This window comes from Streptomyces sp. NPDC031670, assembly GCF_055580545.1.
In genome coordinates this window covers 216,164-228,978 of record NZ_JBVILC010000011.1, presented here as the reverse complement: position 1 = coordinate 228,978, position 12,815 = coordinate 216,164, and the positions used below count along the sequence as shown (strand labels likewise).

At 73.0% G+C, this 12,815-nt stretch carries 10 protein-coding genes; 7 read left to right on the top strand and 3 right to left on the bottom strand.

Going from position 1 to position 12,815, the window contains the following annotated elements; all coding sequences use genetic code 11:
* Positions 1-128 precede the first annotated feature (128 nt).
* From ACZ5ID_RS22010 to ACZ5ID_RS21995, 4 genes are read left to right on the top strand one after another with little or no spacing between them, the layout of a single operon-like run.
* The gene (locus ACZ5ID_RS22010) at positions 129-1,301 is read left to right on the top strand and encodes a 3-deoxy-7-phosphoheptulonate synthase (RefSeq protein WP_468900471.1); all 1,173 of its coding nucleotides are present in this window, start codon (positions 129-131) and stop codon (positions 1,299-1,301) included.
* A 41-nt stretch (positions 1,302-1,342) separates the two neighbouring features.
* A complete protein-coding gene (locus ACZ5ID_RS22005; protein ID WP_468900468.1) occupies positions 1,343-2,002 on the top strand; it encodes an isochorismatase family protein in 660 nt (219 codons plus the stop codon).
* Between the two features lie 47 nt (positions 2,003-2,049).
* Complete coding sequence (locus tag ACZ5ID_RS22000) at positions 2,050-4,014, top strand: anthranilate synthase family protein (RefSeq protein ID WP_468900581.1); 1,965 nt, start codon at positions 2,050-2,052, stop codon at positions 4,012-4,014.
* A 59-nt stretch (positions 4,015-4,073) separates the two neighbouring features.
* Positions 4,074-5,744 carry a class I adenylate-forming enzyme family protein gene (locus ACZ5ID_RS21995; RefSeq protein ID WP_468900466.1) on the top strand — a complete coding sequence of 557 codons (1,671 nt, stop codon included), beginning with the start codon at positions 4,074-4,076 and terminating at the stop codon, positions 5,742-5,744.
* 48 nt (positions 5,745-5,792) lie between these two features.
* Here ACZ5ID_RS21995 and ACZ5ID_RS21990 read toward each other — a convergent pair whose 3' ends face one another.
* Positions 5,793-7,103 (bottom strand): M6 family metalloprotease domain-containing protein, encoded by a 1,311-nt coding sequence (locus ACZ5ID_RS21990; protein ID WP_468900578.1) that lies wholly within the window; start codon positions 7,101-7,103, stop codon positions 5,793-5,795.
* Between the two features lie 272 nt (positions 7,104-7,375).
* Between ACZ5ID_RS21990 and ACZ5ID_RS21985 the strand changes: the two genes are divergently transcribed.
* Both ACZ5ID_RS21985 and ACZ5ID_RS21980 read left to right on the top strand, forming a co-directional pair.
* A complete protein-coding gene (locus ACZ5ID_RS21985; protein ID WP_468900463.1) occupies positions 7,376-8,032 on the top strand; it encodes a TetR/AcrR family transcriptional regulator in 657 nt (218 codons plus the stop codon).
* Positions 8,033-8,150: 118 nt separating this feature from the next.
* Positions 8,151-9,692 carry an MFS transporter gene (locus ACZ5ID_RS21980; protein ID WP_468900460.1) on the top strand — a complete coding sequence of 514 codons (1,542 nt, stop codon included), beginning with the start codon at positions 8,151-8,153 and terminating at the stop codon, positions 9,690-9,692.
* A 69-nt stretch (positions 9,693-9,761) separates the two neighbouring features.
* On the opposite strand, the gene ACZ5ID_RS21975 is transcribed toward ACZ5ID_RS21980, so the two are convergent.
* Complete coding sequence (locus tag ACZ5ID_RS21975) at positions 9,762-10,274, bottom strand: MarR family winged helix-turn-helix transcriptional regulator (RefSeq protein ID WP_406555852.1); 513 nt, start codon at positions 10,272-10,274, stop codon at positions 9,762-9,764.
* A gap of 445 nt (positions 10,275-10,719) precedes the next feature.
* Between ACZ5ID_RS21975 and ACZ5ID_RS21970 the strand changes: the two genes are divergently transcribed.
* Positions 10,720-11,715 carry a sigma-70 family RNA polymerase sigma factor gene (locus ACZ5ID_RS21970; protein ID WP_468900457.1) on the top strand — a complete coding sequence of 332 codons (996 nt, stop codon included), beginning with the start codon at positions 10,720-10,722 and terminating at the stop codon, positions 11,713-11,715.
* Positions 11,716-11,817: 102 nt separating this feature from the next.
* On the opposite strand, the gene ACZ5ID_RS21965 is transcribed toward ACZ5ID_RS21970, so the two are convergent.
* A complete protein-coding gene (locus ACZ5ID_RS21965; protein WP_468900454.1) occupies positions 11,818-12,798 on the bottom strand; it encodes a helix-turn-helix transcriptional regulator in 981 nt (326 codons plus the stop codon).
* Between the last annotated feature and the right edge of the window lie 17 nt (positions 12,799-12,815).

Below are 12,815 nucleotides of genomic sequence, written 5' to 3'. Positions count from 1 at the left end.
GCCCGCATGTCACGGAGTCCGTGATACGCCCTTCGGTTTTCCTCCCGCGGTCCGCGAGAGTCGGCGTCCGGCCGCCTCCTGATCCGCACCTCGGGTGAGCGGTGCCACGCCACGCAGGGAGGCATCAGGTGAACAGCGTCCACACGTTCCTCCGCTCGTTGCCCGCGGTGCAGCAACCGGACTGGGAGGACCACCCCGAACTCGTACGGGTGCGGCGCGAGCTCGCCGCGCTGCCGCCGCTCGTCGAGGCGGACGACGTGGACCGCCTCCACGCGCGGCTGGCCGAGGTCGCCGCCGGACGCGTCCAGGTCGTGCAGTGCGGGGACTGCGCCGAGGACTGGGCGGAGAGCGGCCACGGCGACGTGGCCCGCAAGACGGGACTGCTCGACATGCTCGCCGGGGTCATGCGGATGACCTCGCACAAGCCGGTGCTGCGGGTCGGACGCCTGGCCGGCCAGTACGGCAAGCCCCGCTCCCGCCCGACCGAGACGGTCGCCGGGGTCGAACTGCCCGTCTACCGGGGCCATATGGTCAACTCCCCCGAGCCGGACCCCGAGCTGCGCCGCGCCGACCCCACCCGGATGCTGACCGGCCACCGCGCGGCGCGCGGCATCCTGGAGCTGCTCGGCTGGAGCGGCCCGGGGCGCGGGGTGCGCCACGAAGCCCCGGTGTGGACGAGCCACGAGGCGCTGCTGCTCGACTACGAACTGCCCTCGCTGCGCGCCCGGGACGACGGCCGGCCGGTGCTCACCTCCACCCACTGGCCCTGGGTCGGCGAGCGCACCCGGCACCTCGGGGGCGCCCATGTGGCGCTGCTCGCGGCCGTCGCCAACCCGGTGGCGTGCAAGGTGGGCCCGGCGATGACCTCGGCGGACCTGCTGGCGCTCTGCGAGCGGCTCGACCCCGGACGGGTGCCCGGCCGCCTCACCCTGATCGCCCGGATGGGCGCCGACACCGTGGGGGAGCGGCTGCCGACGCTGGTCGCGGCGGTGCGCGCGGCGGGCCACCCGGTGATCTGGCTGACCGACCCGATGCACGGCAACACCGTCGTCGGGCCCGACGGACTCAAGACGCGGCTGGTGAAGACGGTCGTACGGGAGGTCGTGGAGTTCCACCGCGCGGTCACCACGGCGGGCGGCACCGCGGGCGGCATCCATCTGGAGACCACTCCCGACGACGTCACCGAGTGCGTCGGCGACCGGGACCGGCTGCACGAGGTGGGCGACAAGTACACGAGCTTCTGCGATCCGCGGCTCAACCCGCGTCAGGCGCTCACGGTGGCCTCGTCCTGGCTCGGCTGACCCGACCGCGCACCCGTACCGGCACAGCGAAAGGACGATCCATGGCGGGTCTGCCCACCATCGAGCCGTATCCGATGCCCGCCGAGGGCGACCTCCCCGCGAACACCGCGGCCTGGACGGTCGATCCCGCCCGGGCGGTGCTGCTCGTCCACGACATGCAGCGCTACTTCCTGCGGCCGTTGCCCGCGGACCAGTCGCCCGGCGGCCCCCTGGTGCGCAACACCGTGCTGCTGCGCGAGAGCTGCGCCGCCGCGGGCATCCCGGTCGCCTACACGGCCCAGCCCGGCGGGATGAGCGAGCGGGAGCGCGGGCTGCTGAAGGACTTCTGGGGGCCGGGCATGGGGGTCACCGCGGAGGACCGCCGGATCGTCGACGAGCTCGAACCGGGCCCGCAGGACTGGCTGTTCACCAAGTGGCGCTACAGCGCGTTCTTCCGGTCGGACCTGCTGGAGCGGATGCGCGCGGCGGGCCGCGACCAGCTGGTGGTCTGCGGGGTGTACGCGCACGTGGGCGTGCTGATGTCGGCGGTCGAGGCGTTCACCCACGACATCCAGCCCTTCGTGGTCGCGGACGCGGTCGCGGACTTCGCCGAGCGCCACCACCGTCTCGCCCTGGAGTACGCGGCCGGGCGCTGCGCGGTGGTCACCACCACCAAGGCGGTCCTGGCCGGGCTCGCCCCCGTGGACGGGCCGCACCGGTGAGCGACGGCCGGCCCCCGGCGGACCGCGAGGCGCCGGACCACGACCCGGTGGACGGCCTCCCGTTGGACGGCATCCCGCTGGACCGCGGCCCGCGCGGCCATGACCTGCTCGGCCGCGTGCTGGACCGGGACCCCGCCGCGTACGCCCTGCTGTACCGGCCCGAGACGGCCGGCCGGGACGTCCTTGAGGTGCTGCTCGGCGACGTCACGGCCGTCGGCACGCTGGCCGCGATCCCGCTGCCGGACGCGCCCGCCGGGCCGGGCGCCCGCCACGAGGTGCTGGCGGTCGTGCCGTACCGGCAGATCTCCGAGCGCGGCTTCACCGGCACCGACGACGGCGAGCCGCTGCTCGTGATGTCCGTGGCCGAGCAGGGCGAACTGCCGCTGGCCGAGGCCCTGCGGCGGCTGCCGGACGAGCCGGTCGTCCTCGCCGACGGCCGCTTCGACATCGACGACGCCCGCTACGCCGAGATCGTCCGGGAGGTCGTCGAGCGCGAGATCGGCAGCGGCGAGGGCGCCAACTTCGTCATCAAGCGCTCCTTCGTCGCGGACATCACGCCGTACACCCCGCACAGCGCGCTGTCGTTCTTCCGGCGGCTGGTGGAGCGGGAGTCCGGTGCGTACTGGACGTTCCTGGTGCACACCGGCGGGCGCACCTTCGTCGGCGCCGGTCCCGAGCGCCATGTCAGCCTGCGCGGCGGCACCGCCGTGATGAACCCCGTCAGCGGCACCTACCGCTACCCGGCGGCCGGCCCCGACCTGCCCGGGGTGATGGCGTTCCTGGCCGACCGCAAGGAGGCCGACGAGCTCTACATGGTCGTCGACGAGGAACTCAAGATGATGGCGCGGATCTGCGAGGGCGGGGGCCGGGTCGTCGGCCCGTACCTCAAGGAGATGGGCCGCCTCGCCCACACCGAGTACCTCATCGAGGGCCGCACCTCCCACGATGTGCGCGACATCCTGCGCGAGACGATGTTCGCCCCCACGGTCACGGGCAGCCCGCTGGAGAGCGCCTGCAAGGTGATCACCCGCTACGAGCCGGAGGGGCGCGGCTACTACAGCGGGGTCATGGCCCTCATCGGCCGTGACGAGCACGGCGGACGCGCGCTGGACTCCGCCATCCTCATCCGCACCACCGACATCAGCGCCGAGGGGCGGCTGAGCATCGGCGTCGGCGCGACCCTGGTGCGCCACTCCGACCCCGTGAGCGAGGTCGCCGAGACCCGGGCGAAGGCCGCGGGGCTCCTCGCCGCCCTCGACGCGGGCGCGGGCGGCGCACCCCGCCCGGGTCCCGCCGGACGGTTCGCCGGGCACGCGCGGGTGCGCGAGGCGCTGGCGCGGCGCAACGACCGTCTCGCCCGCTTCTGGCTGCGCGAGCCCGCCGGGCGGGCCGCACCCGTCGAGGAGCTGGCCGGGCGCCGGGTGCTGATCGTCGACGCGGAGGACACCTTCACCGCGATGATCGGCCATGAACTGGCCGCCCTGGGCGTGGAGGTGACGGTCCGCCGGTTCGACGAGCCGTACCGCTTCGAGGACCATGACCTGGTCGTCATGGGACCCGGCCCCGGCGACCCCCGGGAGACCGGCCACCCCAAGATCGCCCATCTGCGGGCGGCCGTGACCCGGCTCCTCGACGAGCGGCGCCCGTTCGTCGCGGTCTGCCTCAGCCACCAGGTCCTCGCCACCCTCCTCGGCCTCGGCCTGGCCCGCCGCGACACCCCCAACCAGGGCGTCCAGAAGGAGATCGACCTGTTCGGCGCGTACGAGCGGGTGGGCTTCTACAACACGTTCGCCGCCCGCAGCGCCGACGACAAGCTCACCCACCCCGAGCTCGGCGTCATCGAGGTCAGCCGTGACCCGGACACCGGCGAGGTGCACGCGCTGCGCGGCCCCGGCTTCGCCTCGATGCAGTTCCACGCCGAGTCGGTGCTCACCGAGGACGGCGTGCGCATCCTCGCCGAGGCGCTGACCGGCGTGGTCCGCTCCCGCCCGGGCGGTCTCCTGCCGGGCTGAGGCGGCGTCTATGTTACGGGGAGCCCCGCGCCCCGCACCCGCCGTCGAGGAGGGCCCCCGTGCCGCCGTACACCCCCGCCGCCGCAGAGGCGCTGCTGACCGCGCCCGGGGCGCCCTTCGAAGTCGAGCGGGGGCCGGACGGGGTGCCCGTCTACGTGGGGGGCCCGCGGACCCTGCGCGAGTTCGTGGAGGTGACCTGGGCCTACGGGGACCGGCCCTTCCTCGTGGCGGAGAGCGGCACGTACACCTACGGGGAGTTCTTCGCGGCGGCCTCCGCGCTGGCCCGGCGCCTGGTGGAGGAGTACGGGCTGCGCCGGGGCGACCGCGCGGCGGTGGCGATGCGCAACCTCCCCGAGTGGCAGATCGCGTTCTGGGCCGCCCAGCTCGCCGGGCTGGTGGCGGTGCCGCTGAACGCCTGGTGGACCGGGGCCGAGCTGGCCCACGCGCTCGACGACTGCGCGCCCGGCGTGCTGCTCGTGGACGGGGAGCGGGCGGCGCGGGTGGCGGACTGGGCGCGCCGGGCGGGGGTGCGGGGCATCGTCTTCCAGGGCTCGGGCGCGCCTCCGGAGGGCTTCGAGGCGTACGAGGACCTGGGCGCGCCCGACCCGTCGGCCGGGCCGCCGGACGTGACGGTGTCGCCCGACGACGACGCCACGATCATCTACACCTCGGGCACCACCGGCCGCCCGAAGGGCGCCGTGGCCACCCACCTCGCCCAGGCGGGCGCGGCGATGAACCCCCGTTTCCACGCGGCTGCCTCCGCGCTCGGCCGGGGCCTGGTGCCGGGGCAGGGGCCCGCACCGGTGTCCCTGGTCACCTATCCGTTCTTCCACGTCGCGGGCTTCAGCGGCTTCTACTCGGTGATGGGCTCGGGCGGCACCCTGGTCATGATGCGCGCGTGGGACGCGCGCCACGCCCTCGCCCTGATCCGTGAGCACGGCGTGACGCACTACGCGGGCGTCCCCACCACCGCCCTGCAACTGCTCGACGAGGCCGAGCGGGCGGGGGACGCGATGGAGTCCCTGCGGATGTTCAACACCGGCGGCTCCGCCGCGCCGCCGACCCTGGTGGAACGGCTCACCGCGCGGTACGGGGAGCGGGTGGAGCCGCGCAACGGGTACGGGCTGACCGAGACCAGCGGGGGCGTGCTGGCCGGCTTCGGCGCGGAGTACCGGCGGTGGCCGCTGAGCGTGGGCCGCCCGACGCCCACCACCGAGGTGCGGGTGGTCGGCGAGGACGGCAGGGACGTGTCCGAGGGCGAGGTCGGCGAACTGTGGCTGCGCGCCCAGGCGAACGTACGCGGGTACTGGAACGACCCCGCCGCCACCGCACGCGCCTTCATCGACGGCTGGTTCCGGACCGGCGACCTGGTGGTGGCGCGGGACGGCCGGATCGAGGTGGTCGACCGGATCAAGGACATGGTGATCCGGGGCGGCGAGAACGTCTACTGCGTGGAGGTCGAGTCCGTCCTCCACGGTCATCCGGCGGTGCTGGACGCGGCGGTGGTGGGGGTGGCGCACGCGGAGCTGGGGGAGGAGGTGGCGGCGGTGGTGCGGCTGGCCTCGCCGGTCACGCCGGAGGAGCTGCGGGCGTACGCGGCGCGGGTCCTGGCCGCGTACAAGGTGCCCGCGCACGTGCTGGCGCGGACGGCGCCGCTGCCGCGCAACGCGACGGGGAAGGTGCTGAAGGGGGAGCTGCGGGCGGAGGTGGAGGGGTGGCTGCGGGGGTGATCCCGGGGCTGTCGCCCGGGCCACGCGCGGTCCGCAGCCGGAACACCCTCAGCCCCGTGTCACCCGTACGCGATAGTTCCCCAGCTCGTCCGCCCCCAGGACCGAGACCCGTACGCCCCGCTCCCGGTCCGTGAACGTCTCGCCCGGGGCGAAGGGCGCGTCGGAGAGCTCGGCGTGCACATTGGGCCGCCGGGTGCACCCCCCGCTGTCCTTCGCGCTGTCGGCGACGGTGATCGGCCCCCGCCCCGTGTCGACGTCCGTACTGACGCGGTACACCAGGACCCCCGGCTTGCACACCGCCTCGTCGTTCCCGGTCCGCGTCCGCACCTCCACCGCGTATCCGCTCTCGTCCGACAGCGGCACGAACACCAGCTTGCGCCCCGGTCCGGGCGCCGCGAGCGGGGTCAGCAGGTACTCGTGGGCCCCCGCCCCCGCCGCACATCCCACCTGCGCGTTGTCGAGCCAGCCCAGCTTCCACTTGTGCCAGCCGAGCATGTCGTTGTTGGCCCCCCAGTCCTCGGACATGATGTCCCAGTGCCCGACCGCGCCCCCGCCGTCGGGGGTATAGAGGTCGGGCAGCCCGAAGACATGGCCGTTCTCGTGCGGCAGCACCCGGTAGCCCGTCTCGCGGTACGAGCCGGAGCCGTCGTCCTGGCGGCTGTAGACGAAGGACGTGTTGGAGAGCGGGACGCCGTCCGCGAGCGGCGCGTCCTCGTTCCCGGAGAAGGTCACCGAGAGCACCGTGTCCAGCGCGGACGGCCCGGCGTTCGGCGACATCAGGATGTTCACCAGGTCGTACGCCGCGAAGTTCACCCGTGAGTCGGCCGCCGCCACGATGTCCTTGACCAGTCGCCGGTAGCCCGGCTCGTACGGCGAGCCGCGTTCTATGCCGTACGCGGAGAACGCCTGCGGCATCCGCAGCCACTGCGGGAGGGGGACGTCGGGCCGGTAGTCCAGCCGCCCGTACGAGGCGGTGCGGAACCACTGGGTGGTCTGGGGGAAGAACTCCGCGTACCGGCTCAGCGCGGACTCGGTGCCCTGTGCGTCGGGGAAGTCGATCATCAGGGTCAGGGCGCGGATCGTGCCCGTGGAGTGGGTGTAGCCGGGCGGGGTGGGCAGGCCCTCGGACATCTGCACGCCGAGCGTCGTGTTGATCCGGCACGGGGCGAGCGCCGCCTCCCCGCCGGTGGCCACCGGGCCGGCCGACGCCCGCAGGGGGGCCGTCAGGGTGGTGCTGCCCGCGGTCACCGAGGCGAGCACCGCGGCGGCGAGGGCCGCGCCCGCGACGGTGCGGCGGCGGCGCGGATCGCGCGGCGGCCCGCCGGATATCCGACGGCGCGCTCTGCCGGACTCCTCCATACGCACGCTCGCCTTCGCCCACCGGCAGCCGGCCGCTCCTGGCTGCGCTCGTGCGATCACCCTGTGTCGGGCGTGTCGCGGGCGCGCGCTGGGTGGGCCGCGCGTGTGGTTTTCCGGAGCGGGAGATGTGACTCAGGTCACAGGAAACAGGGGCCGGGGCGGGAAATAACCGGGGAGCCTTTCCCCGTTTGCACCTGTGTCCCGCCGAAACGGGGAGAGCTTCCCCGGTTCCGGTTCGGACGACGACTTCGTCCCAGCAGAAGGAGCACGCCGTGTCCACCGCCACTCCGGCCATCGCAGCGGAGCCCCGTCGCGCCCCGCGACCGCGGGCCGACGCCCTGCGCAACCGGGAGCGGATCATCGCGGCGGCGCGCGAGATGTTCGTCGAGGAGGGCGCCATGGTGCCGCTCGACGAGATCGCCAAGCGCGCGGGCATCGGCAACGCCACGCTCTACCGGCACTTCCACGACCGCACCGAGCTGATCACCAGCGTGGTGCTCGCGGTGATGGAACGGGGGGCGGTGGCCGCGGAGACCGCGACCGCCGAGGAGCCCGACGCCTTCGCCGCGCTGAGCCGGTTCGTCTTCAACGCGGCCGAAGAGCGCATCGGCGCCCTGTGCCCGATGCTCTCCGAGAGCTTCGACAAGGACATGCCGGAGCTGAACGCCGCCCGGGAACGCCTCGACGGGGCCGTCCGCGACCTGATGGCGCGGGCCCGGCGCAGCGGCCAGTTGCGCGACGACGTCGACGTGGGCGATCTGATGGTCGCCCTCACCCAGCTCACCCGGCCGCTGCCGGGCACCGCGTGCCCGAACATGGACCGGTTCGTCCACCGCCATCTCCAGCTCTTCCTCGACGGGCTCATGGCCCCGGCGCGGTCCGAGCTGCCGGGAACGGCGGCGACCATGCAGGACCTCAGCCAGCCGTAACCGAACCCGCGTGGGGCGGCCGGTCCGCCAAGCGCACCAAGTCCTCCTTACCAAGCAGTAATTGGCAGTACTCAGCACTCCGCTCATCGCAACATCGCGTCCCAAGGTGGCTACACCCATGTCGAAAACAGTCGAGGCCCGGACAACCGAGCCCCGTGATCTCGCTCCCGATCCCAGCCGTTGGAAGGCCCTCGCCTTCATCGCGCTCGCCCAGCTGATGGTCGTGCTCGACGCGACGATCGTGAACATCGCCCTGCCCTCCGCCCAGACCGACCTGGGCATATCCGACGGCAACAAGCAGTGGGTCATCACGGCCTACGCCCTCGCCTTCGGTGGTCTGCTGCTCTTCGGCGGACGCATAGCCGACCTCTGGGGACGCAAGCGCACCTTCGTCGTCGGTCTGCTCGGCTTCGCCGCGGCCTCCGCGCTCGGCGGCGCGGCCACCGGCCAGGCCATGCTGCTCGGCTCCCGCGCGCTCCAGGGCGCGTTCGGCGCACTGCTCGCGCCCGCCGCGCTCTCCCTGCTCGCGGTGATGTTCACCGACGCCAAGGAGCGCGCCAAGGCCTTCGGCATCTACGGTGCGATCGCCGGTGGCGGCGGCGCCGTCGGTCTGATCCTCGGCGGCTTCCTCACCGAGTACCTGAACTGGCGCTGGACCTTCTTCGTCAACATCCCGTTCGCGATCGTCGCCGCGGCCGGTGCCTACTTCGTCATCCGTGAGCCCTCCGGCACCCGCAACCGCTCGCCGCTGGACGTCCCGGGCGTGGTCCTGTCCACCCTCGGTCTGGTCGCGCTGGTCTACGGCTTCACCCGCGCCGAGTCGGCCGGCTGGTCCGACGCGGTGACGGTGTCGATGTTCGTCGCCGCCGCGGTGCTGCTGTTCGCCTTCGTCGCCACCGAGGCCCGGGTCAAGCACCCGCTGCTGCCGCTGCGCGTCATCACCAACCGCAACCGGGGCGGGGTCTACCTCTCCCTCGGCCTCGCCATCATCGCGATGTTCGGCCTCTTCCTCTTCCTGACGTACTACCTCCAGGTCGTGAAGGGCTACTCGCCGGTCAAGACCGGCTTCGCGTTCCTGCCGATGATCGCGGGCATGATCACCGGTTCCACCCAGATCGGTGCCCGGCTGATGACCCGGGTGCCGCCGCGCCTGCTGATGGGCCCCGGCTTCCTGACCGCGGGTGTCGGCATGCTGATCCTCACCCAGCTCCAGATCGACACCTCCTACGCCGGGCTGATCCTGCCGGCGCAGCTCCTGCTCGGCCTCGGCATGGGCACCGCCTTCATGCCGGCCATGTCGCTGGCCACCATCGGGGTCGAGCCGCGTGACGCGGGTGTCGCCTCCGCCATGGTCAACACCTCGCAGCAGGTGGGCGGCGCCATCGGCACGGCCCTGCTGAACACCATCGCCGCCTCCGCCACCACGGCGTACGCGACCTCGCACGCCGCCGGCGCCAAGAGCCTGGAGCTGCTGAAGCTCCAGGCGATGGTGCACGGCTTCACCAGCGCCATCTGGTGGGCGGTCGGCATCCTGGTGGTCGCCTCGGCGATCGCGGTCACCTTCATCAACACCGGCCGTCCGGACATGGGTTCGCTCACCGGCTCCGGCGACGCCGAGGGCGTCGAGGACGAGATCCGGGTGCCGGTGGTCGCCCACTGACGCCGGCCGCCTACGTGGGGGACGCGTAAGCGGTCAGCAGAGCACACACCAGACGCGGACCTGTCCGGCTCAGCGGAGCCAGGGCAGGTCCGCTCCTGCGTCCTTGGGCTGGAGGCCCTCGGCGATCACCCGCATGATCTGCCCGAGCTGCTCGGCCTGCTCGGGGGTGAGCCGGTCGAACATCGCCTGGCGCACGGCCGCCACATGGCCGGGCGCGGTCCGTTCCACGACCGCGAAGCCCTCGTCGGTGAGCGCCGCGAACTGACCGCGCTTGTCCGAGGGGCAGTCCTCGCGCCGCACCCAGCCGTTCTTCTCCAGCCGCGCGATCGCGTGCGAGAGCCGGGACCGGGTGATCTTGGCGCCGATGGCCAGCTCGGTCATCCGCAGCCGCCGCCGGGGAGCCTCGGAGAGCTGGATGAGCAGCCCGTAGTAGATGTGCGGCATCCCGGCGTCGCGCTGGAGCTGGCGGTCGAGATGGTCTTCCAGGAGCGTGGTGGCGTGGAGGTAGGCACGCCAGGTGCGCTGCTCGTCGTCGCTGAGCCAGCGCGGCTCCTCGGCGGGGGTGGTGGTCATGGTCTCCACTGTACCGGCGCTTCTTGAAAGTTGAACAAGATATCACCTGTCCGGCCATTTCCCCCACCCCGTTGCGGTTGGGCCGAAAGGGGTACCAGGGAACCAGGGCAGTCTGGACATCCTGAGCAACCAGGAGGCGGCGCGGGCCGTCTTCACGGTGGGAGAGAGCGGAACGGGGGTTGGGTACTTCTGCGGTGAAGGCAACTGTTCCGGGTGTGACGCCGGTCTCAGAGGACGGGGGTCGCGGCCGGGGACCACGGGTCCCGGCACCTGGTCTGACCTGCGCCTCTGTACGTTCCCGCGGCATCCGTCCGCCACTGTGGCGGCACAGGGTACTGCATGATCCGGAAAATCGATGGTCCGGACGGGAATTCTGTCCGGATTCCAGCCGTTGTTTCCATCGGATGCAGGGCACCCGGGAGGGTGTCGCGACCTACACAGCAAGGGAGCACGCATGGCAACCCGCGCCGTCGCCCGCCGGACCGCAAGCAGCGGATCCGAGTCGGGGAGCAGTGTTCGCGCCGTCAGCGGCGAGATCGCCGACCGCGACCTGGTCGGAATGTACCTCGACGAGATCGCGCGGACGCCGCTGCTCGACGCCGCCAAGGAGGTCGAGCTCTCCCAGACCATCGAGGCGGGTGTGTACGCACGCCAGATCCTCGACGGCGAGGTGGAGAGCAAGGCCGGCGGCGCCTCCCGCGAGGAACTCGAAGCCCTGGTCGCCGCCGGTGACCGGGCCAAGGACCTCTTCATCCGCTCCAACCTCCGCCTCGTCGTCGCCGTGGCCCGGCGCTATCCGAGGGCGGGTCTGCCCCTGCTCGACCTGATCCAGGAGGGCAACGCGGGCCTGGTCCGCGCGGTGGAGAAGTTCGACTACGCCAAGGGCTTCAAGTTCTCGACGTACGCGACGTGGTGGATCCGCCAGGCCATCACGCGCTCGATAGCCGACCAGTCCCGCACCATCCGCCTCCCCGTCCACCTGGTGGAGGAGCTGGGCCGGATCCGCCGCGTCCAGCGCGAGTTCAACCGGGAGAACGGCAGGGACCCGGAGGCCGTCGAGGTGGCCGCGGAGCTGGGCTCCACCCCGGAGCGCGTCGCCGACGTCCTGGACTGGGCGCGCGACCCGGTCTCGCTCAACATGGCGGTCGACGACCAGGGCGAGACCCAGTTCGGCGACCTCCTGGAGGACACCTCGGCGATCTCCCCCGAGCAGTCGGTGCTCACGCTGCTGCGCAGCGAGGAGCTCGACGACCTCATCGGCAAGCTCGACCAGCGCACCGCCTCGATCATCAAGATGCGGTACGGGATCGACGACGGCCGCGAGCGCACGCTGACCGAGGTCGGCAAGGAGCACGGCCTGACCCGCGAGCGCATCCGCCAGATCGAGAAGCACGCCCTGCTGGAACTGAAGAAGATGGCACGGGACACGGGCTTCGACGCGGCGGCGTAACGATCCGCCCCGGCCCACCCCCCAGACGAGCCCCCGGCACCCTCCCCCCCTGGTGCCGGGGGCTCCCCCCTGCCCGGGGGGAGGCCGCGGGCGCGCGGGCGACTACTCGGGCTGCGGGCCCGCCGCCCGGGTGAGCCGGGACCCCAGATCCGCCAGATAGTCCGTCAGCGCCCCGGGCGAGGCCACCGCGAACTCGCAGTCCACCAGCGCCAGCCGGATCGCCACCCACTCCAGCGACTCCGTCACCCGCGCCCGCAGCCGGCACCGCGCCCGGCCGAGCGGCACGGGCGCCCCCATCGAGGGGGTGAGCCGGGCCGTCACGAAGTCGGCGGGCGCCTCGAACGTCACGTCCAGGTCCAGTTCCGGCTGCATCCGCGTCAGCGACCGGCTCACGAACTCCGCCGCGTCCTGCGCGGGCAGCTCCCGGGCCGCGAACCGCGACCCGGTCGCGAAGGGGGCGGCCACCCGGTCGACCCGGAACGTACGCCAGTCCTCGCGCTCGATGTCGTACGCGACGAGGTACCAGCGCCGGCCCGTCGACACCAGCCGGTACGGCTCGACCTGGCGGTGCGACTCGCTGCCGTCGCCCTTGCGGTAGTCGAAGCGCAGCCGCTCCTTGCCGGTGACCGCCGAGGCCATCACGGTCAGCGTGTGCGGGTCGACGCTCGCCCCGTCGCCGCGCCACGGACCGGTCAGCGGCATCGTGGCGGCCTGGAGGGTGGCGACGCGGTGCCGCAGCCGGGACGGCAGCACCTGCTCCAGCTTGGCCAGCGCCCGTACCGACGCCTCCTCCACCCCGTCGACGGCGTGGCCCGCGCCCGCCCGCAGCCCCACCGCGATGGCCACCGCCTCCTCGTCGTCGAGGACCAGCGGCGGCATCGCCTTCCCGGCCACCAGCCGGTACCCCCCGTCGGCGCCCAGGGTCGCCTGGACGGGATAGCCCAGCTCGCGCAGCCGGTCCACATCGCGGCGGACCGTGCGCCGCGAGACGGCGAGCCGCTCGGCGAGCTCGCCGCCGGGCCACTCGCGGGGCGTCTGGAGCAGGGAGAGGAGCTGGAGCAGCCGAGCCGGGGTGTCCGTCATGAGATCCAGGATGCGGG